The organism is Bacteroides sp. QWL-09 (assembly GCF_058683585.1).
This window is the reverse complement of record NZ_CM178748.1, coordinates 2622260-2645477: the sequence shown is the minus strand read 5'-3', so window position 1 is coordinate 2645477 and position 23218 is coordinate 2622260. Positions and strand designations below refer to the sequence as shown.

General features: G+C 40.8%; 19 protein-coding genes. 9 read left to right on the top strand and 10 right to left on the bottom strand.

Features of this window, described 5'->3' with window-relative positions; translation table 11 throughout:
* Window positions 1–33 precede the first annotated feature (33 nt).
* A complete protein-coding gene (locus AC4PG5_RS10520; RefSeq protein WP_492028841.1) occupies window positions 34–789 on the top strand; it encodes a succinate dehydrogenase/fumarate reductase iron-sulfur subunit in 756 nt (251 codons plus the stop codon).
* An 86-nt stretch (window positions 790–875) separates the two neighbouring features.
* On the opposite strand, the gene dprA is transcribed toward AC4PG5_RS10520, so the two are convergent.
* From dprA to AC4PG5_RS10505, 3 genes are read right to left on the bottom strand one after another with little or no spacing between them, the layout of a single operon-like run.
* The gene (gene dprA / locus AC4PG5_RS10515) at window positions 876–1994 is read right to left on the bottom strand and encodes a DNA-processing protein DprA (RefSeq protein WP_492028840.1); all 1119 of its coding nucleotides are present in this window, start codon (window positions 1992–1994) and stop codon (window positions 876–878) included.
* Window positions 1987–2394, bottom strand: a complete 408-nt coding sequence (locus AC4PG5_RS10510) for an acyl-CoA thioesterase (RefSeq protein WP_492028839.1) — start codon at window positions 2392–2394, stop codon at window positions 1987–1989. The genes dprA and AC4PG5_RS10510 overlap by 8 nt, the downstream gene beginning before the upstream one ends.
* Before the next feature lie 22 nt (window positions 2395–2416).
* Entirely contained in the window at window positions 2417–3688 is a 1272-nt protein-coding gene (locus AC4PG5_RS10505; protein ID WP_492028838.1) for a peptidase U32 family protein, read from the bottom strand.
* Between the two features lie 184 nt (window positions 3689–3872).
* Here AC4PG5_RS10505 and dusB point away from each other — a divergent pair, with 184 nt between their 5' ends.
* Window positions 3873–4871 carry a tRNA dihydrouridine synthase DusB gene (dusB, locus tag AC4PG5_RS10500; protein ID WP_492028837.1) on the top strand — a complete coding sequence of 333 codons (999 nt, stop codon included), beginning with the start codon at window positions 3873–3875 and terminating at the stop codon, window positions 4869–4871.
* A 135-nt stretch (window positions 4872–5006) separates the two neighbouring features.
* Here dusB and AC4PG5_RS10495 read toward each other — a convergent pair whose 3' ends face one another.
* The 3 genes from AC4PG5_RS10495 to AC4PG5_RS10485 are packed head-to-tail and all read right to left on the bottom strand — an operon-like array spanning window position 5007 to window position 7875.
* Window positions 5007–5975, bottom strand: coding sequence for a phosphatase PAP2 family protein (locus AC4PG5_RS10495; RefSeq protein ID WP_492028836.1), 969 nt, complete (start codon window positions 5973–5975; stop codon window positions 5007–5009).
* A complete protein-coding gene (locus AC4PG5_RS10490) occupies window positions 5966–6973 on the bottom strand; it encodes an NAD-dependent epimerase/dehydratase family protein (RefSeq protein WP_492028835.1) in 1008 nt (335 codons plus the stop codon). Before AC4PG5_RS10490 ends, AC4PG5_RS10495 begins: the two co-directional genes overlap by 10 nt.
* Window positions 6973–7875, bottom strand: coding sequence for a cation diffusion facilitator family transporter (locus AC4PG5_RS10485; RefSeq protein ID WP_492028834.1), 903 nt, complete (start codon window positions 7873–7875; stop codon window positions 6973–6975). The genes AC4PG5_RS10490 and AC4PG5_RS10485 overlap by 1 nt, the downstream gene beginning before the upstream one ends.
* A 203-nt stretch (window positions 7876–8078) precedes the next feature.
* On the opposite strand from AC4PG5_RS10485, the gene rnr reads away from it, so the two are divergent.
* From rnr to lgt, 5 genes are all read left to right on the top strand, one after another.
* Entirely contained in the window at window positions 8079–10232 is a 2154-nt protein-coding gene (rnr, locus tag AC4PG5_RS10480) for a ribonuclease R (protein ID WP_492028833.1), read from the top strand.
* Between the two features lie 18 nt (window positions 10233–10250).
* On the top strand, window positions 10251–10730 hold the full coding sequence (locus tag AC4PG5_RS10475; RefSeq protein WP_492028832.1) for a pyridoxamine 5'-phosphate oxidase family protein: 480 nt from the start codon (window positions 10251–10253) through the stop codon (window positions 10728–10730).
* A gap of 117 nt (window positions 10731–10847) precedes the next feature.
* Window positions 10848–11951: a redox-regulated ATPase YchF gene (ychF, locus tag AC4PG5_RS10470; RefSeq protein ID WP_492028831.1), complete on the top strand. Its 1104-nt coding sequence runs from the start codon at window positions 10848–10850 to the stop codon at window positions 11949–11951.
* 12 nt (window positions 11952–11963) lie between these two features.
* The gene (locus AC4PG5_RS10465) at window positions 11964–12902 is read left to right on the top strand and encodes a ketopantoate reductase family protein (RefSeq protein WP_492028830.1); all 939 of its coding nucleotides are present in this window, start codon (window positions 11964–11966) and stop codon (window positions 12900–12902) included.
* Window positions 12899–13735, top strand: a complete 837-nt coding sequence (gene lgt, locus AC4PG5_RS10460) for a prolipoprotein diacylglyceryl transferase (protein ID WP_492028829.1) — start codon at window positions 12899–12901, stop codon at window positions 13733–13735. The genes AC4PG5_RS10465 and lgt overlap by 4 nt, the downstream gene beginning before the upstream one ends.
* A 395-nt stretch (window positions 13736–14130) precedes the next feature.
* On the opposite strand, the gene AC4PG5_RS10455 is transcribed toward lgt, so the two are convergent.
* The 3 genes from AC4PG5_RS10455 to AC4PG5_RS10445 form a co-directional block, all read right to left on the bottom strand.
* A complete protein-coding gene (locus AC4PG5_RS10455; RefSeq protein WP_492028828.1) occupies window positions 14131–16302 on the bottom strand; it encodes a peptidase domain-containing ABC transporter in 2172 nt (723 codons plus the stop codon).
* Between the two features lie 42 nt (window positions 16303–16344).
* Window positions 16345–17505 (bottom strand): HlyD family secretion protein, encoded by a 1161-nt coding sequence (locus AC4PG5_RS10450; RefSeq protein ID WP_492028827.1) that lies wholly within the window; start codon window positions 17503–17505, stop codon window positions 16345–16347.
* 299 nt (window positions 17506–17804) lie between these two features.
* Window positions 17805–17939: a hypothetical protein gene (locus tag AC4PG5_RS10445; RefSeq protein ID WP_492028826.1), complete on the bottom strand. Its 135-nt coding sequence runs from the start codon at window positions 17937–17939 to the stop codon at window positions 17805–17807.
* Window positions 17940–18048: 109 nt separating this feature from the next.
* On the opposite strand from AC4PG5_RS10445, the gene AC4PG5_RS10440 reads away from it, so the two are divergent.
* Window positions 18049–19368 (top strand): sensor histidine kinase, encoded by a 1320-nt coding sequence (locus AC4PG5_RS10440; RefSeq protein WP_492028825.1) that lies wholly within the window; start codon window positions 18049–18051, stop codon window positions 19366–19368.
* Window positions 19361–20062, top strand: a complete 702-nt coding sequence (locus AC4PG5_RS10435; protein WP_492028824.1) for a response regulator transcription factor — start codon at window positions 19361–19363, stop codon at window positions 20060–20062. Before AC4PG5_RS10440 ends, AC4PG5_RS10435 begins: the two co-directional genes overlap by 8 nt.
* A 6-nt stretch (window positions 20063–20068) precedes the next feature.
* On the opposite strand, the gene mutS is transcribed toward AC4PG5_RS10435, so the two are convergent.
* Window positions 20069–22657 (bottom strand): DNA mismatch repair protein MutS, encoded by a 2589-nt coding sequence (gene mutS / locus AC4PG5_RS10430; RefSeq protein ID WP_492030745.1) that lies wholly within the window; start codon window positions 22655–22657, stop codon window positions 20069–20071.
* Between the last annotated feature and the right edge of the window lie 561 nt (window positions 22658–23218).

Here is a 23218-nt window from a genome sequence, read left to right as displayed (position 1 = left end):
CGTTGACGTATAACATTAAAAAGACTCAAAAAAATGGATAAAAATATAAGTTTCACGCTCAAGGTATGGCGCCAAAAAGGCCCGAAAGAAAAAGGCGCTTTTGAAACATACCCAATGAAAGATATCCCTGGCGATACTTCATTCTTGGAAATGCTCGATATTCTTAACGAAGAATTGATCAGCAAAGGTCAAGAACCAGTTGTTTTCGATCATGACTGTCGCGAAGGTATTTGCGGTATGTGTTCATTGTACATCAACGGACACCCTCACGGACCAGCAACAGGTGCAACGACTTGCCAGATCTACATGCGTCGTTTCAACGACGGTGACACCATCACAGTAGAGCCATGGCGTTCGGCCGGTTTCCCAGTCATCAAAGACTTAATGGTCGATCGTACAGCGTTCGACAAAATCATGCAAGCCGGTGGTTATGTTGGTGTACGTACAGGTGCTCCTCAAGATGCTAACGCCATCCTTATTGCTAAACCTATTGCTGACGAAGCTATGGATGCAGCGTCTTGTATTGGTTGTGGTGCATGTGTAGCAGCTTGTAAAAATGGTTCAGCAATGCTTTTCGTTTCTGCAAAAGTTAGCCAATTGAACCTATTGCCACAAGGTAAACCAGAAGCCTTACGCCGTGCTAAAGCGATGCTTTCTAAAATGGACGAACTTGGTTTTGGTAACTGTACCAACACTCGTGCTTGTGAAGCGGAATGTCCTAAGAATGTATCTATCAGCAACATCGCACGTTTAAATCGTGACTTTATCATCGCTAAGTTGAAAGACTAAATAGCTTGATTTGATTAATAGCATAAAAAATCCCTTTGAATGAATCAAAGGGATTTTTTTTATCTGCTCACCGTCTAACTAATTCTTTAACCGATCCACTGGTATACCCCACCCGCTAAAACACGCAACATCCCTTTCATCTCAAGTCCCAAAAGTAAGGCATTCATCTTCTGTATAGGGATCTCCGTCTCAACTACCAAAGTATTAATATGTAAATGACCACGGGAACTCAATAAGTCACCTATTTTTTGCTCTTCAGGCGAAAGATCCAAAAATAAACAACGTTGAATCCCTTCGGAGGATTGGACATTCGAGACACACTCCCAACCCATCGCTTGGATAAAATCGGTTGCTGAACCGATTAAAGCGGCTTTATTGTCACGTATTAAAGCATTACAACCTTTTGAGTATTCAGCAAAAACACCCCCCGGAAAAGCGAAACAATCACGTCCATAGCTTTCGGCAATCTCAGCAGTGATCAAAGCCCCACCCTTCGCGGCCGACTCCACTACAATCGTTGCATCAGCCATACCTGCAACAATGCGATTACGACCAACAAAGTTGTGACGATCAGGAGTAGTCCCGCTCATGAACTCTGTCAACAATCCACCACATTCCAGCATCTCAATAGCCGTTCGACGATGTACAGAAGGGTAAATTCGGTCGAGCCCATGAGCTAAAACCCCAACTGTGGACAGTTTGTTGAGAAGAGCATTCCGATGTGCATGAATATCGATTCCATAAGCCAATCCGCTCACTACAAGTAGATCGGGACAATACGTCTTTAAATCTTGCAAGAAAGATGAGCAAATCTGGGTACCATAATCGGTTGCATGGCGAGTCCCTACCAGATTGATGACCCGATGCGTATTCAGGTTGGCAGTTCCTTTAAAGAAAAGTAAAATGGGAGCGTCTTCACATTCCCGAAGACGGGAGGGGTAGTCCTCACTGTTGAAAGTCAAACAAGCAATATGATTCTTTTGAGCAAAAAGATATTCTTGTTCTGCGCGTTTAAAAGCCTCCTTAGAAGTTAAGGCTTCAATAATCTTAGGATTAACACCTGGAATGCGTTCCGGTAATTCATTCCGAAGCCGGAACACATCAGTGGCATTACCTATTTCTTCGACTAACCGTTTTCCCCAAATATGCCCGATACCGGGAATCAAAGTCAGTGCAATGCTAGAAATTATTTCTTCATCATTCATTATTCCAATAAGGAGCGAAAACCTGATCAAACAACTCACTTGTGCTTAAACGGCCTTTCACCAAACAGACAGACTCAACGACGGCCTTCACCACCACTTTATTGTCCGCTTTGCGGAAAATATCTTGGTAGAAGACATATTTGATTCCTTCTTTCTTCATATAGAGCTTGCAGACAAATTCATCTCCACTTTTTAATGGCGTTTTAAAAGCCATATTAATGCGAGCAACGACCGGATCAATACCCTCTTCATGAAGTTTTGCAAAATCTAGTCCAACAGAAACCAAGAATTCATGACGAGCATGCTCTAAGTAGTGTTGATAATTGGCATTGTTCACAATCCCTTGTAAATCACATTCATAGTCTCGCACCTTAAGCGCCAATTCGTAGATATATTCCATAAAAACAATTCAATGATTAATACTATTCCAATCCCTTAAACTTCTTCAGTTCCTGAGTAGAAACTAGTTTATAGAGTTTATCACTCGGACGAATCTTATCCAATTTCATCGAGAAATGTTCACCTTTCTTCACCGAATCCACCGATTTCAAGTCCACTCTAGCTTCATCGAGTGTCGCAAATAAAGCCCCAGTGGTTGGTCCTGTAATCAACAGTTTATCCCCAACATTTAGTTCAGCCGCCTCAACTAAGAATTCTGCTACGCCAATATTACTGAAATACTTCACTCCCTTACCAACATAAATCTTACGTTCTGTAGCCTCCGAACCATAGTTTTTGCTCCACTCTCCTAAACGCTGCCCTAAATAATAACCATCCCAAAAGCCACGATTGAAAACGGTTTTCAAACGTTCATCCCATGCTGCAATCTTTTCATCTGTGAAAGTATCCTCAAGATTCGACTGAATAGCCTCTCGATAACATTCAACCACTGTGCGTACATATTCAGGTCCACGTGCACGTCCTTCTATTTTAAAGACTCTCACTCCGGCATCCATCATTTTATTCATGAAATGAATGGTCTTTAAATCTTTAGGCGACATAATATACTCGTTATCCACCTCAAGTTCAATACCGGTTTCTTTATCCTTTACATCGTAAGCACGACGGCAGACTTGCATACAAGCTCCTCGGTTAGCTGAGCTATTCATCTCATGCAAAGACAGATAGCATTTACCGGAAACCGCCATACATAATGCTCCATGGCAGAACATCTCTATGCGAATCGGTTCACCTTTAGGCCCACAGATATTCTCTTCACGGATGCAACGATAGATCTCGGCCACTTGATCAAGATTCAATTCCCGAGCCAAAACCACCACATCAGCAAATTGAGCGTAAAATTTCAACGCCTCTGTATTCGAAATATTTAATTGAGTCGACAAATGCACTTCTTGCCCAATTTGACGAGCATAGCTCATCACAGCCACGTCAGCAGCAATTACAGCCGAAATCCCAGCTGCTTTAGCTGCGTCAACAATGGTACGCATCAATGCGACATCTTTATCATAAATAATAGTATTCACCGTTAAATAGCTCTTCACACCATGCTCATCACAAGTTTGAGCGATTTCTCGCAAATCGTCAATCGTAAATGTATTGGCCGAACGTGCGCGCATATTTAGATTTTCAATGCCAAAATAGATCGAATTTGCACCAGCTTGCAAGGCAGCCGCTAAAGACTCGCGAGAGCCTACCGGTGCCATGATCTCAAAATCAGTTATCTTTGAATTCATATTCCTTTTTGTATATATTACCTTATCGCTATAAGACTGCCCCCATCGTTATCAAGATCTCTTTCAAACGATTTATAGTACAGTTAACCTTATAAAGCATACAAAGGTAGACTTTTTTTCCGTATTTTTGCGACCAAAATAGGAAGTTACTTCCAATATATAACTGTTAAACATCAAATAATCAATGAAAATAGATCACATAGATTTGGGCGAATACCCTATTCTACTGGCACCCATGGAAGATGTGACCGACCCGGCTTTTCGTTTAATGTGCAAATCATTTGGGGCCGATATGGTATATACTGAATTTGTCTCGAGCGATGCTTTAATACGCGCTGTCAACAAAACCGAACAGAAACTCAATATTAGTCCGAAGGAACGTCCTGTAGCCATCCAGATTTACGGAAAAGATACCGAAACAATGGTGAAGGCGGCACAAATTGTCGAAGAAGCTCAGCCAGACATTCTAGATATCAACTTTGGCTGCCCGGTAAAACGAGTCGCAGGTAAAGGAGCCGGAGCAGGTATGCTGCAAAATATTCCGTTAATGCTCGAAATTACTCGATCAGTCGTCGACGCTGTAAAGATTCCGGTTACCGTAAAAACGCGTTTAGGCTGGGACGCTAATAATAAAATTATCGTCGATCTAGCTGAGCAACTACAAGATTGTGGAATTGCTGCGTTAACGATTCATGGCCGCACACGTGCGCAAATGTATACCGGCGAAGCCGATTGGACACTGATTGGAGAAGTGAAAAATAATCCACGCATGCATATACCAATCATTGGCAATGGCGACGTCACAACCCCAGAACGCTGCAAGGAGTGTTTCGATCGATATGGAGTTGATGCGGTTATGATCGGACGAGCAAGTTTCGGTCGCCCATGGATTTTCAAGGAAATCAAACATTACCTAACCACTGGCGAATTACTTACTCCACTCGATTTTGATTGGAAGATGAACGTACTCCGCCAACAAGTCGTCGACAGCGTGAATCTATTGGATGAACGCCGTGGCATCCTACATGTCCGTCGTCATCTAGCGGCAAGTCCATTATTTAAAGGGATTCCGAATTTTAAGAATACACGGATTGCAATGCTACGTGCCGAAACCAAAGAAGAGTTATTCGAAATCTTCAAAACCATAGAAGAAGATTTAAAAAAATCGTCTATTAGCCTTTAAACCCTTTTAAAAGGCTCTCCAAGAGAAGACTTTGATTTAAAAAGAAATAATAAAAATGCTCTTCCAAAAGGAGATTTTCTCCATAAGAAGAGCACTCTATTTTATCCTAGCTCAAAAATCACTCAGATCAAGCTTTTATGCTTTGAATAAAGGGGTTTTGAACCATCGGTTGAAAACCCTAGAAACAAAGGTATAAATAAGAATGGCTGAGAAAAAACCAGCAATGGCATCGATGACATAATGCGCTTGAATATAAACAGTAGCACCGCAAAGTAGAAAATAAATGGGTGCTAATCCAAAGAATAATCTCTTATCCCCTCTCCAAGCCATAATCATCAAAATAGTGGAAACGCCAACATGCGAACTCGGGAAAGCAGCCGTAGGGCGTTCACCAACTTGTTGTGATCCCTCAACCAAACTATAGAAAAAGCCTTGTTGATCACCAGGACCCGGCAACAATTCATGATGAAAATTGAAATAATCCCCCACTGATGGAAATACCCCCTTAGCCACATTATCCAATCCGATAGCCGGATAATAGAATTGAGGTCCTGCAACCGGCAAAAAGATGTAAATCAGATAATAAATAAAGAAGGAGGTCACCAATACAAAAGAGACCTTCTCGAAATGCTCAAACTTAAAGAAAAAGTAATAAAGCATAACAATTAAAATCATCGGATAATAGAAGAAATACCCCATATTAAAGGCCTCACTCACAATCAAATGAGGAAATGTACGAGAAAACCAAATAGCAGGCTGACCATTAAATATAAACTCTTCAGCAGAAGCGAAGATATGATCTAAATTGGGGAAAAACCGATTAAACTCAAAAGTATCCGGATACCAATAAGAAAGTAAACTCAGCTGAACAGCAATGCGAATAAATGCCGAGAACTTACAAGGCGCCAATCGATATAAGTACATCAAAAGGAAGGTAACTCCTACAATAACGACCCGATCCAAAAGCATCTTCCAAGGATGATCCATCTGTTGGAACAAAAAGAGAACTAAAATGGAAGTCAACAATGTATAGATCAATGTCGCTTTCTCTACAGCAAACAATCCTTTGCGCGTTTCTACCCGTTTAAACAAATCTAAAGCCATCCTTCTTTCTTATACCATGTAATTGTTTCTTCAACGCCTCTCTCTAATTTATATTCTGGAGAATAACCCAATTCATTTATGGTCGGAGTTATATCACATTGCCAATTACGTTGTTTCATTATTTTGTATTTATCAGAATTTAAAGTACTCCCTTTTCCAGAGCGTTTCGCTATAAATTCAGCGAACAAAGATATAGTTTTTAAAATAAATAACGGACATTTCAGATGAATAACAAACGGATGACCAAGTTCTTTCTGTATAAGATCAGAAAATGCACGACTATCATAAACTTGTCCATCAGACAAAGCATACGCGCGACAACTGACATTCTTATCTATAGCCTTGAAAACAGCCTGAACAACATCTCTCACATAAACAAAAGTCAGATCCTGACGGCTATAGCCAACCGAAAAATCCAAGTGCTGTTTAATCGACTTTGCCATCAAGAAATAATCCATCTCACGGGGTCCATATACCCCAGTTGGACGAAAAATCACGTAAGGAAAACGGGGAATGCTTTGAATATAAAGTTCCGCCTTAAGTTTGCTTAATCCATAAGCCGTATTTGGTAGAGGAGAGTCATCTTCACGAATAGGTTCGAATGTTTGTTCGTGAATAGGGCCGAACACACTTAACGTGCTCACATAGATAAATTGTCTCGGTACCATATTCAACTCTCGCAACGTATCTACAAAATATTTAGTTTGTAGATAGTTAACATGATCAAACGTCTTCTCTTCTGCACATTTGGTTACACCAGCACAATGTACGATATAGTCAAACTTATTATAAGTCCCTTTATGACCTGAAAGCTGAGCACGAAGGGTATTCGGATGAGCAAAATCCAATTCTAAAAAATGAATTTTAGGATCTTGAAGATAAGTCCGACTACTCGTGGAACGTATTCCGGCCCAAACTCCAAAGTCTCGTTTTAAAGCTTCTTCAACAATAAAACTTCCAATAAAGCCACTAGCCCCTGTAATTAAAATACTACCCATTATTTCTTAGGTTCTACGTGAATATTAATCAGCGTACGCTGCCCAAACATCTCTCGGAGTCTTTGCTCAATAGCAACAGTCACAGAATGAGCTTCCTCCAAAACAATCTTTCCATCCATGCGAATATGAACTTCAATCGCACAATAACTACCAATCCTTCGAGTACGTAAATGATGCGGTTCAGAGACCTCAGGAAACGAAAGTAAAATACCTTCAATGTCTTTCTCAACCTCTTGAGGTAATGATTTCTCCAACAATTCTTCCATGCATGGAATAAAAAGTTGCAAAGCAACTTTCACGATGAAAAAGCTTACGACAACAGCAGCGATTGGATCCAAAACACTCCAATCGGCTCCAAGCAAGACAGCACCGCCAATACCCAAAGCTGTTCCTATCGACGAAAAAGCATCACTGCGATGGTGCCAAGCGTTAGCAACAACCGGACTCGATTTAAGCCGTTTACCGACTTTTACGGTATATTGATATAATAATTCTTTCGACACAATGGACAATAAAGCGGCAATCAAGGCAATATAGCCTGGCGAGGATAAAGGTTCACCCTTATAAAAAGCATAAATCGCAGAAGCCCCATTCCAGAAAATACCTAAGCCCACACCAATCAATAGCACTCCGATAATTGCTGTCGCCATCGTTTCGTACTTGCCGTGACCATAATCATGCTCCTCATCTTGTGGCTTATTAGAGATGCGCACAAAGAGAATCACAATAACGTCTGTAACAAAGTCGGATAGGGAGTGAACAGCATCGGCAATCATCGCCGCACTATGTCCTAACACTCCTGCCGCAAACTTTAAAACAAGCAATAACAAATTAACAACACTCCCCCAAAGGGTAACTGTATATATTTCTTTCTCTCGAGCCTTCGAAACTAATTCATTCATTTTCTAAATTTTTAGCATGATTATTTCTGCAAAGATAAAATAAAGTTATATAAAACAAGAAGTTGCGTTGCAGCTTTTTACTTCCATCTGCAAAACGACGATCAGTAACAAAACTTTTATCTGAATCCTCTCTATTTAATTCAAAAAATTGTTTACTTTGTATTTTATCAAAAGAATATAGAACGATTATTAAATTCAAAAATATGGCGAAAAAGAAAGAAAAGAAAGAAAAAAAGGCCGGGAAAAGAATGAATAAAAAGCAACTGGCTAAGCTGTTGATAGACTTTTTCCAAGCCAAATCAGGAGAAACCCTTAGCATGAGGTACATTTTCTCTGAGCTACACCTCACGACTCATCCACAAAAGATGTTGTGCGTAGATATTATTCATGAATTATTGTACGATGACTACATTACGGAAATAGAAAAGGGACAATTTCGTGTCACCAGTCATGGAACCGAGTTGATCGGAACTTTTCAACGCAAAAGCAATGGAAAGAATTCATTTATTCCTGAAGGAGGAGGGGATCCGATTTTCATTGCCGAACGCAACTCTGCACATGCCATGAACAATGATAAAGTTAAAATCATGTTTTATGCCAAGCGCAAACAAAGAGATGCCGAAGGAGAGGTTATCGAAATTATCGAGCGAGCCAATGACACCTTTGTCGGTACATTGGAAGTCGCAAAGTCATATGCCTTCTTAGTCACAGAAAATAGAACATTGGCCAACGACATCTTTATCCCGAGAGATAAACTAAAAGGCGGAAAAAATGGGGATAAAGCCATTGTCAAAGTCATCGAATGGCCCGATAAAGCCAAAAATCCGATCGGGCAAGTCATTGATGTTTTAGGAAAAGCTGGTGATAACACAACTGAGATGCATGCTATTTTGGCGGAATTTGGGTTACCCTATATCTATCCTCAAGCTGTGGAAAAGGCTGCAGACCAGATCCCGGCAGAAATAACCGCCGAAGAAATTGCTCAACGAGAAGACTTCCGAAAGGTCACGACCTTTACGATCGACCCTAAAGATGCCAAAGACTTTGATGATGCTTTATCCATTCGTCCACTCTCGACAGGCGTATGGGAAGTTGGAGTTCACATTGCTGACGTAACGCATTATGTCAAAGAAGGCAGCATCATCGATAAAGAAGCAGAAAAGCGCGCTACATCGGTCTACTTGGTCGACCGTACCATTCCGATGTTACCTGAACGTCTTTGTAACTTTATCTGTTCACTTCGTCCAAACGAAGAGAAATTGGCTTATTCAGTCATCTTCAACATCACAGAAAAGGGAGAAGTTAAAGATGCCCGAGTGGTACACACCGTCATCAATTCCGATCGACGCTTCACCTACGAAGAAGCGCAACAGATCATCGAGACTAAAGAAGGGGACTTTAAAGAGGAAGTTCTCATGCTTGACACGATCGCTAAAGCCCTCCGCGAAAAACGATTTGCTTCGGGAGCTATCAACTTCGATCGTTACGAAGTGAAATTCGAGATTGACGAAAAAGGTAAGCCGCTTAGCGTCTATTTTAAGGAATCGAAAGATGCGAACAAACTTGTAGAAGAGTTTATGTTATTGGCCAATAAGACGGTTGCTGAAAAAATCGGTAAGGTGCCTCAAAACAAGAAAGCCAAAGTACTCCCCTATCGTATACATGATCTGCCAGATCCTGAAAGGCTCGATAACTTAGCACAATTTATTGCCCGATTTGGTTATAGAATGCGTACCAGTGGCTCAAAGACAGATATCTCCAAATCCATCAATCATCTGCTAGATGATATCCACGGGAAGAAAGAAGAAAATCTGATTGAAACCGTTTCTATTCGGGCCATGCAGAAAGCCAGATATTCCACTCACAACATTGGGCACTACGGTTTGGCATTCGATTATTACACCCATTTCACCTCTCCGATCCGTCGTTTTCCGGATATGATGGTTCATCGTTTAGTCACTAAATATCTGGATGGCGGACGTACAGTCTCAGAGAGCAAGTATGAATCACTGTGCGATCATAGTTCGAATATGGAGCAAATCGCAGCAAATGCAGAACGAGCTTCGATCAAGTATAAACAAGTTGAATACATGACCGAACGCCTGGGACAAATCTACGATGGTGTTATCTCGGGTGTAACAGAATGGGGACTTTACGTTGAACTTAATGAAAACAAATGTGAAGGAATGATCCCTATTCGTGATTTGGATGACGACTATTATGAATTCGACGAAAAGAACTATTGCCTTCGCGGCCGCCGCAAACATCGCGTTTATAGCTTAGGTGACGGCATCACAGTTAGAGTCGCTCGTGCCAATTTAGAAAAGAAACAATTAGATTTTCAGTTGGTAGAGTAATTAGAGAAAAATTAAACAATGAAAACAGTTACAATTGAAGATCCAATACGCATTAAAGAAATCATAAAAAAAAGCGATATTTGTTTTGTTGGAATAACCGATCTAGAGGGGCATCCGTACGTATTACCGATGAACTTTGGATATCACGATGATGCCATTTATTTACATTCCGGACCGGAAGGCAGTAAGTTAGAAATGCTTCATCGAGACAATCATGTCTGCCTAACTTTTTGCTCCGGCAACGAGCTTGTTTATCAGAACTCCAAAATTGCTTGTAGCTACAGCATGCGATCAGAAAGTGCGATGTGCCGAGGAAAAGTTTCTTTTATTGAGACCTTTGAAGAAAAGCGCCAAGGGCTAGACATTATTATGCGCCATTATACCGACAATGACTTTCGATATTCAGATCCAGCCATAAAGAATGTCAAAGTCTGGAAGGTCGAAATAGAACAATTAAGTGGTAAAATCTTCGGGTTAAGAGGTAACGAGAAGCCATAAACCATCCTAACTTCTTTTACAAAAGCCGATGCAATAAAGGCGGATGAGTCTACTGCGTCGGTTTTTTTACTATCTTTGCCGCACATTAATTGATAATAAACAACATATATATTTTTTATGGCTTTACAATGTGGTATTGTAGGACTTCCAAACGTGGGAAAGTCCACTCTTTTTAACTGTCTGTCGAACGCAAAAGCTCAATCGGCAAACTTTCCTTTTTGTACAATAGAACCTAATGTCGGCGTCATCACTGTACCCGACGAACGCTTAAATAAACTAGCAGAACTCATCAACCCTCAACGCATTGTTCCAACAACTGTCGAAATTGTCGACATTGCCGGATTAGTTAAGGGAGCAAGTAAAGGAGAAGGATTGGGTAATAAGTTCCTAGCCAACATTCGTGAAACTGATGCTATTATCCATGTGCTTCGTTGTTTCGATGACGATAATGTAACACACGTTGATGGCAGTGTGAACCCCATACGAGACAAAGAGATTATTGACTATGAACTTCAACTAAAGGATTTAGAAACAATCGACAACCGCATCCAAAAAGTTCAGAAGCAAGCTCAAACTGGTGGCGATAAAGTAGCCAAACAAACTTACGATGTTCTCGTGCAATATAAAGAAGCATTGGAACAAGGAAAATCGGCACGTACCGTAACATTCGAAACCAAAGACGAGCAAAAAATCGCTCACGAATTATTCCTGCTAACTTCCAAGCCGGTAATGTACGTTTGCAACGTAGATGAAGCTAGTGCCGTAAATGGTAATAAATACGTAGATATGGTTCGGGAAGCCGTAAAAGACGAAGATGCAGAGATTCTAATTCTAGCTGCCAAGACCGAATCGGAGATTGCCGAGCTAGAGACTTACGAAGATCGTCAATTGTTTTTAGGTGAAATCGGATTGGAAGAATCTGGAGTCAATCGCCTCATCAAATCAGCTTATAAACTCTTAAACCTCGAAACTTACTTTACTGCCGGCGTGCAAGAAGTGCGAGCATGGACTTATGAAAAGGGATGGAAAGCCCCACAATGTGCCGGTGTGATCCACACTGATTTTGAAAAAGGTTTTATCCGTGCTGAGGTCATAAAATATGAAGATTTCATTAACTACGGATCGGAAGCCGCAGTAAAAGAAGCCGGCAAGTTAAGTGTAGAAGGAAAAGAATACACTGCACAAGACGGTGATATTATGCACTTCCGATTTAATGTATAAACAATAGGCAACATGAAATACCTTGTTATAGGAATAGGAGGTGTCGGAGGCAGCATAGCGGGTTTTCTATCATTAGGTGGAAAAGATGTGGCTTGCATTGCTCGCGGTGAACATTTAAAAGCCTTACAAACTAACGGATTACATCTGAAGTCCGATTTAAAAGGCGAACACCATCTTCATCTTCCAACTTATGCCACCGAAACCTATAACGAGAAAGCCGATGTCATATTTGTTTGCGTTAAAGCTTACTCATTAAACCCTATCATTCCCTTCATTGAGCGAGTTTCACATTCCAAAACCATTGTTATTCCGATTCTCAATGGTTTTGCCATTGGTTCACACTTGCAACAGATGCTCCCCACAGTAACCATACTGGAAGGCTGCATCTACATCGTCAGTGAACGTATAAGTCTTGGTGAAATTAATCAACAAGGTAACATCTTTCGTTTAGTCTATGGTGTACCTCCGGGAAGCCATTGCCCCATTGAACCTCTAGAAGCCATTAAAGAAGATTTAACCAATTGTGGCATAAAAGTCGATCTTTCGGATCATATCCGCCGCGACACCTTTATCAAGTGGGCGTTCATTTCCGCTGCAGCAGTCACCGGAGCCTATTACGATGTTCCGATGCGTGAGCTACAAAACCAAGGACACCAACGCGACACTTTTATTCGTTTATCCGAAGAGATTCAAGCTCTAGCCGGTCAGATGAACATTATCCTACCTGAGGATCAAGTGAGTTACAATTTAAAAGTTCTGGATAAAATGCTTCCGGAGTCTCGATCATCCATGCAACGAGATCTTATGTGCGGAGGCAACTCCGAACTACAAGCCATTTTATTCGATGTCCTCAGATTCGCTGAAGACTATCAAATAGACCTTCCTACTTACCGTCTGATGGCCAACCATTTTCAAAACGTCGTACAAACTTCAAATCATAATCAGCAATGAACACTTTACTACTCTCCATTCACTGGAATCCAAATCCGGAATTAATCAATCTTTTCGGCATTTCCATCCGTTATTACGGACTCTTATGGGCTGTTGGTATCTTTTTTGCCTACATGATAGTTCACTATCAATATCGTGACAAGAAAATTGATGAAAAGACCTTCGAACCTTTATTTTTCTATTGCTTCTTTGGCATATTAATCGGTGCTCGCTTAGGCCACTGCCTCTTTTATGCACCCGAGTATTACCTGTCTCATTTCTGGGAAATGATTCTTCCCATCAAATTTCTACCCGGTGGTGGATGGAAGTTCACAGGCTATGAAGGTTTGGCTAGCCACGGAGGAACATTAGGATTGATCATTGCCCTTTGGCTCTATTGCAGAAAAACGAAGATGCACTATCTAGATGTTGTCGACATGATTGCAGTTGCCACCCCAGTTACCGCAGGGTTTATCCGATTAGCCAACTTGATGAACTCCGAGATTATCGGTAAACCAACCGATGTACCTTGGGCCTTTGTGTTTGAGCGCGTCGATCTCCAACCTCGTCACCCGGGACAGCTCTATGAAGCAATAGCCTACTTTATCCTTTTCTTTATCATGATCTATCTTTATAAGAAATATAGTTCAAAACTGCACCGTGGATTCTTCTTTGGACTATGCCTGAGTTATATTTTCATCTTCCGATTCTTCATCGAATTTGTAAAAGAGAATCAAGAATCTTTCGAAGATAGTATGATGTTCAATATGGGCCAATGGCTAAGCGTCCCATTCATTATTATCGGAATATACTTCATGTTCTTCTACGGGAAGAAATCTAAAAAGCTCGTTTAAAATAGACTTCATAAAAAACAATAAGAACCGATCATGACGAATACTCAGTCAATATCGGTTCTTATCGTTTTAAAAAACGAGTAAAAGTTCTTTTTACTCGTTTAAATTAATAAAAAGAATTCGGATTCCCCCTAACCAGCGAATCACTTCCTATCAATCTTCTAATTATATCATTCTAATGCTAAGCTGTTTTAGCTCTATTATCTCCTGTCTATCTCGATAGAATAAAAAGGACTAAAAGCAACACACAATAATAAAATTCCATAGGTATAGCTATTACTTTTCATCACAAAAGTAAGGCATTCGTCATTAATAATAGGTTAATAGAATGTTATCATTCAAATAAAGCATTTAGGCTTTACGAAAAACGAACAGAGTGCTCGCTCGACCTTGTCCTATTCCGCCTCATCCAATTGTTCATTCCAAAATCGATAATAAGCTCCACCCGATTTATAAAGTTCTTGATGCGTCCCAGACTCCAAAACTTGCCCTTTTCCCAATACAACAATCTTATCGGCACGCTTTACCGTGCTCAATCGATGAGCGATGACAAGAATTGTTTTACCTTGCTTTAGAAGAGTCTGAAACATTTCCTTAACATACCGTTCAGATAGAGAATCTAACGATGAAGTCGCTTCATCAAAAATCAAGATATCCGGGTCTTTATATAAAGCTCGAGCAATCGCGATACGCTGACGTTCACCTCCAGAAAGAGAAACACCATGTTCCCCAATATACGTCATAAACCCTTGAGGCAAATTTTCAATGAACTCCTTCAAGCCTAACTGTCCAACCAGACTAATAACTCGTTTCATATCAGGTTGAAGATCACCCACAGCTATATTTTCTGTGATACTCCCTGCAAACAACTCTATTTGCTGAGGGACTGCACCGATACGCTGACGAAGACTCCTATGGTCAATCTGTGCAAGATTATACTCCCCAATACGAATATGTCCCTTTTCTATGGGATAGATACCCTGCAAGAGCGAGATTAGCGTAGTCTTGCCCGATCCACTCTCACCAAGTATACCGGTCATTTTCCCTTTCTCCAACCTCAAATTCAACCCCTCGAAGACCTCTTTACGCGAACCGTAACGAAACGAAACTTCTTCGAAACAAAGATCACCAATCATATCTGAATCTAAGCGCACCTTACCTCGATCATCTTGCTCCCGTTCCAAGTCCATGATTTGAAACAATCGATCGGCTGCGATCAAAGCCTCTTGAATCGTTTTATTCGACGATATTAACGATCCAATAGGAGAAACAATATATCCCACTAACGAATAAAACACCATTAACGTACCAGGCGTCAGTTCTTGATCGATCACCATAAGACTTCCCAACCATACCATTGCGATGGTGATACCCGTCGATACAAACTGAATTCCTCCCTGCGCCATTATTGCTCCATAAACACTTCGATAGGTGTTCCTAAGCAAATGCACAAAACGGGTTTCCGTTTTCAGATTAGAAAACTCCTCAAGTCCAAAGCATTTAATGGTTGAAATAGAATGGACCGATTCGACCAATTGAGATTCTAATTCAGCACTACTCTCCATGATTCCACGTTGATATTTACGATTTAACCGATTAAATCCCCAGAAGATCAAGAAAAAGAGCGGTGTCGAAAGCATCGTAACAAAAGCCAGCTTCCAAGAATAAACCAACATTAAACCGGCAGAGAAAACAAGAATCATTGAATTAACGATTAAATCGAGTGACACACCGTTTATAAAGTTTCGTATCTTCACCGCATCATTCACACGAGAGATAATCTCTCCGACCCTCATCGTATCAAAAAACTGCTGTGGCAAAGTCAACAAGTGTTTATAATATCCCAGGATAAGTACCGCATCAATCCGTTGTCCGGTTTTTAAAGCCAGAATACTCTTCATCGCCCCAACGAAGGTACGGAGCAACAAGATAAACAACATCATCACTCCCAACAAATTCAGTAAGTTTACATTCTTATCAACGAGCACATAATCGGTTATTTTCCCAATATAAATAGAAGTCGATAGTCCCAACAAACTATAGACTAACGCTCCGAAAACCGCTTGAACCATATTACTCCTATGAGGCCAGAGCAAAGAGAAAAACCTTTTGGTTAACCCAACCTTCATATCCCCTTTTTTGAACATCTCATTCGGCGTGGCCAGAACCAAAACGCCGGTCCATTCTTCTTGAAAATCATCACATGTTCGTTTGTGCATCTTTCCATCCTCAGGATTCATGTAAAGGATATAGCGATCGGTCACTTTATAGATTACCACAAAGTGCTGACGCTGATCTTCAAGAATGATATGGGCTATAGCCGGCTTAGGAATGATTCTCAAAGCCTCAAACTTGGCTCGAACACCCTTAGCCGAAAATCCAAGTTTCTTAGCCGCTTCTATTAACCCTAAAACATTGGTTCCTTTCTGATCAGTAAATGCATATTGACGAATACGCGCAATGGGAAACAACAGTCCATAATAGGCACAAATCGATGCCAAACAAGTGGCTCCGCAATCGGTAACATCCTGCTGTTTAAGCTTTACTCCCTTTTTATATCTATTCATATTTATTCTTTATCCTCTATTATCATCCACTCTAAGTCCGTTTCACATGACCTTCGCCTCATCATTATATTGTTTTGGGTTCACCCAATTGTCCATGGTCTGATAAAGCAGATCGAACAATGAACGTCGAGTAACCATAAAATGCACATTTGCAGTCATCCCCTTTCTAAGTCGACCAATCCTCCCATTTTTCAATTGTAGAAAATAACGTTTAATCTCACATTTCACTTTAAAGACCATACGTCCACGATGATCGATCTGAAAATCCGAAGAGATTTCTTTTACTCTTCCGGGAATAGTCCCCCACTCCGCATAATTAAATGATTCGATCTGTGCGTTTATAGGCATACCAATGCTTATTAGCCCAATATTTCTAGGCTCAACATAAGTTTCAAGATATAGCGTAGAATCAGGGCTGATAACAGCCAATAGCTGTCCGGTTTGAACATTACTTCCGGAATATATACCCGAAAATTGATCCACAGTCCCGTTCACGGGGCTCCGAACCAGATAGAATGCCCGACTCTTGACTTCTTGTTGTAAAGCCATCTTTATCTCATCATATGAACGGCGATATTCGCTTAAATCAGATTGCCACACATTCAACTGGCTCTCAATCAAAGTTTGCAGCTCATCTTTTCGATCCTGGTAGTCAAAAAGCGAACGATCATATTCCTCCTCTGAAATCACTTGTTTCTCAAATAAGACTTGGTTTCGCTTATAATTCTTTTTCGCTTGTGCCAATGCTATCTCAAGCTTGTGCTTTCTTTGATCATAATAAATAGACTCTTGTTTTCGAAGCATCGAAGAAAAAGTCGAAGGAGATTTACCGATCGACAATAGCTCCAAATCGGCCAATTGTTTCTCACAATCGCTCAAGCGCGACTTCTGATAACCAATTCGATGATCCGATTGTCCCGTACGAAAACGCAAAATCAGCTCCCCCTTATGGATTTGTTGTCCCTCTCGCACATAAACAGAATCAACTTGTTCAGTAAGAACGGCATTAATTTCACTCTTTTCCGCTATTGGTCTTACCATGCCATTACCTTGCACAGAGATATCCACATAAATAAACGGCAAGGCAACCAAGGTCACCATAACAAACAATAGCACAATCCAATAGATGACTTGTGACTTTGTGGTGCGTTGATAGATATACGTTTCAATACTATCTTCTATCCATTCATCCGGTAATAACATCTCTATATACGCTTTCTCTAATCCAATCTGCTACAAAACTAGACCTTCCCCAAAAGAAAGTAGGTTATTTAAAAGTTATCGTTAGGTTAATGGTCACGACACTTTTAAAGCAGAATAAAAATAATCATTTCTCAAAAAGGCTCCTCAAGAAGGAAAAACGATTGCTGACAGTATGATGCACAAAAGGATGCTATGAATAGCATCCTTTTGTCGGTTCACCTGTTTTGTCACAAAAAGAGTAACTGAGAACCTTCCTCTCAAAAGCCCTCTTTGGAGTGTATAAACTACAGTGAAAACCATTATACCTCTTTATAAACAGGAATCCATTCGCCATCAACACAGATATACTCCACGATGATAGCCTCTCCGCCATAAATGTCAATAATCTCGTCAAGAGGTAATTCCTCCACTAATCCATTTTTCAATTCTTCCATATTTCCTTTTTTTGGTTTACACAAACCTACTTTCATGAAAAAGGAAAAAAGGTTATCAAAAGGTTATATAATATTATCACTTTGTTATATCTTTGCTCAAAATTAGAATATGAAAAATGTTCACATAAAAATTATAACGATTGTTGGACTTATAGCCATATTAGGTCTCCAAATCATGTGGCTATACAGCACATATTCTATCATTAATCAAAATCTATCAGACGATTGTTACCGTCTTTTTGAAGAAGCGTCATTTAAAGAAGCCACTTCGCATTTCAGCGAAGTTCCGTCAGGAACCAAAGCCCTCGGAGCCCCAAGAAATAAAAAAGACAAAAAGAAAAAAGTATTAGAATCGACTTATTTATTAGAAAGTTTCTTACAATTCAACATTGATATCAACATAGAGAACCTGGATTCTATTTATACCGGACTCTTAAAAGAAAAAGGAATAGATACGTCTATATACATTGAGCGCATTAAAGCCTCCAACCATTCGATTATAGGAACAACGCAAGAGACCAATAGTCCGATGTTTGGTGCCATAAAGACCCAGATGATCCCCATCCGCTTAGACGAGTCTCAAGCCGTACAAGCCACCATCTTAAGTCCCTATTATACAGTCTTTCAGCGTATGATTTTACTTATGTTGGCGACTGTTATCATGATGATTATCGTTGTGAGTTGCATTATCTATCAGATAAAAATAATCACCAGACAAAACAAAATTGCACGAATTCGAGAAGACTTCTCTTATGCCATGATACACGACATGAAGACGCCACTCAGTTCGATTATGATGTGCACCAACTTTATTCATAGTGGAAAGCTCGATCACAAACCCGAATTAAAAGAGAAATACTTTAATATCATAGAACAAGAAGGAGAACATCTACTTAAGCTGACCGATAAGGTGCTCACGTTATCGAAACTTGAGAATCATAAGCTGGAATTATCATTTCAACTCATTGATCTGCCATCGATGATTGTTGATCTGATCGAGAAGTTTTCTGCAAAAGCCAATAAACCCATTCATTTCGCCACACACCTTGAAGCCCAAGAAGTCTGTGCCGATGAAGATTTCTTAAGAGAAGTATTAAGCAACCTCATTGATAATGCCATAAAATATTCAAAATCAATAGTAAACATCACCATTAGTAGCTCCAACAACAACGATTATACCTTAATCAAGGTTCACGACGATGGACTTGGTATATCCGAGAAAGACCAAAAGACCATTTTTGAGAAGTTTGAAAGAGCCTCTGCCGTGAAGCTTACTCGAAAAGGAGGACCTTCCGGATTCGGGTTAGGACTAAACTATGTTTATCAAGTGATACAAGCCCATCGAGGCAAAGTCTATGTCAATAGCATAGAAGGTGAGTTTACAGAATTTACGCTATATTTACCCTTGATCATGAAAGACTATGATTAGATTACTACTTGTTGAAGACGACCCTACACTAACCTATATTGTTCAAACCGGCTTACAAGACATCATTGGCGGTTATGAAATCATTACCGCATCGAATGGAGTAGAAGGCCTTAAAGCTTGGGAACAACATCAACCCGATATTATCATTGCCGATATCGACATGCCGGTGATGACAGGTTTTGAAATGGTAGAACGCATTCGAGAAACGGATGGCGACACCCCTATCCTATTTGCTTCTGCGCTAACTTCACCTAAAGATGTAAAAGAAGGGTATAAATTAGGAGTCAATAATTATGTGAAAAAACCATTCGTCCCAGACGAACTGGATGCTCACATTCATGCCTTACTAAAAATGAAACAAGGTCTCAAGTCGCGCTGTGAAACCCACGACTGTCGTTTGGGACGTTACACCCTAAACGCTCAACACGCCACTTTAAAAGATCACGTAACCGGCCGAACCGAAACATTAACCGTCAGAGAAGCTCAATTGTTGGAACTCCTCAGTCAAAACCAGAACGAAACCGTGAAACGAGAAATTATCCTAGCCAAGTTCTGGGATACTGAGAAAGATTTCTTTGCCTCACGAAGCCTCGATGTGTTTGTCAGTAAACTGCGCAAACTTCTCTCCGATGAGCCCCATATTGAGATCAAGACCATTAGAGGAGTAGGACTGATGTTGATCAACCGTCCATGAGGTCCTCTATTTCCCTTTCACGATCTTTTTAATATCGTTCAATTTATTCAAGGCCTCTATAGGAGTCAGATTATTCACATCGAGCGTTAAGATCTCATCACGAATCTGACAAAGCACCGGATCCTCCAATTGGAAGAAACTGAGTTGCATGCCCCCTCGATGTGTACCGACTTCGGTCAAAGGTTTACCAGAAATACCTTGCTGACGATTGTCCGACTCCAGTTGCTTCAAGATCTCATCCGACCGCTTCACAATGCTTTTCGGCATACCCGCCATCTTCGCCACATGAATACCGAACGAGTGCTCGCTGCCTCCACGTTCCAATTTCCGAAGGAAAATCACTTTATTATCAATCTCTTTCACCGAGACATTATAATTCTTAATCCGCTTGAACGATTTCTCCATCTCGTTCAACTCATGATAGTGTGTGGCAAACAACGTACGCGCTCTAGCCTTAGGATGTTCATGGATATACTCCACAATAGCCCAAGCAATAGAAATACCGTCGTAAGTCGACGTTCCGCGTCCCAACTCATCAAACAAGACCAGACTACGCGACGATATATTGTTCAAGATATCAGCCGCTTCGTTCATCTCGACCATAAACGTCGATTCCCCGACTGAAATGTTATCGCTCGCTCCTACACGCGTAAAAATCTTATCGACCAAACCGATTCGTGCACTTTCGGCTGGTACAAACGAACCAATTTGAGCCATTAACGTGATCAAAGCCGTCTGTCGAAGCAAAGCCGATTTACCCGCCATATTAGGCCCCGTAATGATCATCACCTGTTGCTCAGTCGTATCGAGCAACACATCATTAGCAATATACTTCTCACCAACCGGTAACTGTTTCTCAATCACCGGATGACGACCCTGACGAATATCGAGCACATCGCTCTCCTCAATTACCGGACGAATATAGTGATTCTCACGAGCAATATTAGCAAATGAGAGTAAACAGTCGAGCCGGGCAATCTGATTCGCATTAATCTGGATCGCCGGAATAAATTCCGTCAAACCCTGTACCAATTCGTTATAGAGTCGTGTTTCGAGAGCTAAGATCTTATCCTCAGCACCCAAGATTTTCTCTTCATACTCTTTGAGTTCCTGAGTGATATAACGTTCGGCATTGACCAACGTTTGCTTACGTACCCACTCTTGGGGCACTTTATCTTTATGGATGTTACGAACCTCGATATAATAACCAAACACATTATTATAAGCCACCTTCAAGCTAGGAATACCCGTTTCCTCACTCTCGCGCTGCTGGATCTTCAACAAATAATCTTTTCCCGAATAAGAAATACGACGCAACTCATCCAACTCCTCATTCAAGCCATTTTGAATCACCCCTCCCTTATTGATCAACAAAGGAGGATCATTAACAACCTCTTTCTCAATCCGTTCGCGAATAGAGAGACACAAATTCAGCTGTTCACCGATCCGGTTTAAGCTCGGATTCTCGGCTTGAAGACAAGCCTCTTTAATGGGTTGAATAGCCTGCAAAGCCACTTTCAACTGCACCACTTCACGCGGTGAGACACGGCCAACAGCGACTTTCGAAATAATACGTTCCAAATCGCCTATGAGATGTAACTGTTCCTCTATGAGCGATTTAAATTCCGGCTCCCGGAAAAAATATTCCACCACATTCAGTCGGTCGTTAATCGGTTGCACCTCTTTCAGCGGAAACACCATCCAACGCTTCAACAAACGCCCTCCCATGGGACTGATGGTTCGATCGATCACATTAATGAGGCTCGTTCCACCATCATTCATGCTACCAATCAGTTCCAAGCTACGCACCGTAAACTTATCCAGACGGACATATTTATCCTCTTCTATGCGCGACAACGCCGTAACATGCCCAATCTGTGTATGCTGTGTCATGATGAGATACTGCAACACCGCTCCCGAAGCCACAATACCGTTCTTAAGCTGTTCCACCCCGAATCCTTTCAAATTCTGAGTTTCAAAATGTTTCAAAAGTCGTTCACGGGCAGTAGTCTCGGTAAACACCCAATCCTCCAATTCGAAAGTAAAAAACTTCGTTCCGAAATTCCCTTCGAACATCAGGCGCTTGCCACGTTCGAAAAGCACCTCTTTCGGCGCAAAGTTATTCAACAACTTATCAATATAATCTAAAGGTCCTTCAGCTGTCAGAAACTCCCCCGTCGAGATATCAAGAAAAGCGACTCCACAAGATAACTTACCAAAATGAACGGCTGCCAAGAAGTTGTTCTCTTTATAATTTAGAATGGTATCATTGATCGAAACCCCCGGAGTAACCAACTCCGTAATTCCCCGTTTTACCAATTTTTTGGTCATCTTTGGATCTTCCAACTGATCACAGATTGCTACCCGTTTACCGGCACGAACCAATTTAGGTAAATACGTATCTAGGGCATGATAAGGGAATCCGGCCATTTCAACGGTTTTCTCCTTACCATTAGCTCGTTTAGTCAGAGTAATACCCAAAATCTCCGAAGCAATCACCGCATCGGTTGAATACGTCTCATAAAAGTCGCCGCAGCGAAAAAGCATCACAGCATCAGGATGCTTAGCCTTTAAGTCGAGAAACTGCTTCATCATTGGGGTCAGTACGATATCTTCTTTACTCACGTTGTAGTCTGCTTTAGGATGATCAATTAAATTTTATCGAAGCAAAGATAATCGATTTTAAAGAGAGTATCAACAGGTTTAGAGAATGAGTGATTTAAAGAAATGTTGGCAGAATTTAAAAAAGCACCCATTTTATTAACATTTTGGACAAATGTATTAAAACGTGTTATAAAACATGGCTTTTTCTTTGGAAAATTTGCAGATGTCCCCAAAGTCCGTACCTTTGTACTGTGTTTTTCATAGTATTAGATTTAAGGTTAACAAAGGTTGGAGTACAGCGGTACTCCTTTTTTTTGCCCTAAACTCTCGTCAGCTTTTCAGCATCCTCTCACATGACCGTTCTTATTTTCCTAACAGCCTCTTTTTCAGCGATTCACAACCCTTACCGTAGCAACAACCAATGATTCCGTTAGCATTGATTTATTGGTTTGCCTATAGGCGAACAAAAGAAACACCATAGGCGGACAAAAGTTTGCCTATAGGCGAACGAAAGAATGTCTATAGGCAAACCAATAAGCCGCTGTAAGAAAA

What these genes read in the sequence shown, in the direction of transcription:
- dusB (WP_492028837.1), top strand. Translation starts at nt 3,873, where the DNA reads ATGAAAATAGATCACATAGATTTGGGCGAATACCCTATTCTACTGGCA.
- dprA (WP_492028840.1), bottom strand. Translation starts at nt 1,994, where the DNA reads ATGAATGATGAAGAAATAATTTCTAGCATTGCACTGACTTTGATTCCC.
- AC4PG5_RS10435 (WP_492028824.1), top strand. Translation starts at nt 19,361, where the DNA reads ATGATTAGATTACTACTTGTTGAAGACGACCCTACACTAACCTATATT.
- AC4PG5_RS10445 (WP_492028826.1), bottom strand. Translation starts at nt 17,939, where the DNA reads ATGGAAGAATTGAAAAATGGATTAGTGGAGGAATTACCTCTTGACGAG.
- AC4PG5_RS10450 (WP_492028827.1), bottom strand. Translation starts at nt 17,505, where the DNA reads ATGTTATTACCGGATGAATGGATAGAAGATAGTATTGAAACGTATATC.
- AC4PG5_RS10455 (WP_492028828.1), bottom strand. Translation starts at nt 16,302, where the DNA reads ATGAATAGATATAAAAAGGGAGTAAAGCTTAAACAGCAGGATGTTACC.
- AC4PG5_RS10505 (WP_492028838.1), bottom strand. Translation starts at nt 3,688, where the DNA reads ATGAATTCAAAGATAACTGATTTTGAGATCATGGCACCGGTAGGCTCT.
- rnr (WP_492028833.1), top strand. Translation starts at nt 8,079, where the DNA reads ATGGCGAAAAAGAAAGAAAAGAAAGAAAAAAAGGCCGGGAAAAGAATG.
- AC4PG5_RS10465 (WP_492028830.1), top strand. Translation starts at nt 11,964, where the DNA reads ATGAAATACCTTGTTATAGGAATAGGAGGTGTCGGAGGCAGCATAGCG.
- AC4PG5_RS10440 (WP_492028825.1), top strand. Translation starts at nt 18,049, where the DNA reads ATGAAAAATGTTCACATAAAAATTATAACGATTGTTGGACTTATAGCC.
- AC4PG5_RS10520 (WP_492028841.1), top strand. Translation starts at nt 34, where the DNA reads ATGGATAAAAATATAAGTTTCACGCTCAAGGTATGGCGCCAAAAAGGC.
- AC4PG5_RS10485 (WP_492028834.1), bottom strand. Translation starts at nt 7,875, where the DNA reads ATGAATGAATTAGTTTCGAAGGCTCGAGAGAAAGAAATATATACAGTT.
- ychF (WP_492028831.1), top strand. Translation starts at nt 10,848, where the DNA reads ATGGCTTTACAATGTGGTATTGTAGGACTTCCAAACGTGGGAAAGTCC.
- AC4PG5_RS10495 (WP_492028836.1), bottom strand. Translation starts at nt 5,975, where the DNA reads ATGGCTTTAGATTTGTTTAAACGGGTAGAAACGCGCAAAGGATTGTTT.
- lgt (WP_492028829.1), top strand. Translation starts at nt 12,899, where the DNA reads ATGAACACTTTACTACTCTCCATTCACTGGAATCCAAATCCGGAATTA.
- AC4PG5_RS10475 (WP_492028832.1), top strand. Translation starts at nt 10,251, where the DNA reads ATGAAAACAGTTACAATTGAAGATCCAATACGCATTAAAGAAATCATA.
- AC4PG5_RS10490 (WP_492028835.1), bottom strand. Translation starts at nt 6,973, where the DNA reads ATGGGTAGTATTTTAATTACAGGGGCTAGTGGCTTTATTGGAAGTTTT.
- mutS (WP_492030745.1), bottom strand. Translation starts at nt 22,657, where the DNA reads ATGATGAAGCAGTTTCTCGACTTAAAGGCTAAGCATCCTGATGCTGTG.
- AC4PG5_RS10510 (WP_492028839.1), bottom strand. Translation starts at nt 2,394, where the DNA reads ATGGAATATATCTACGAATTGGCGCTTAAGGTGCGAGACTATGAATGT.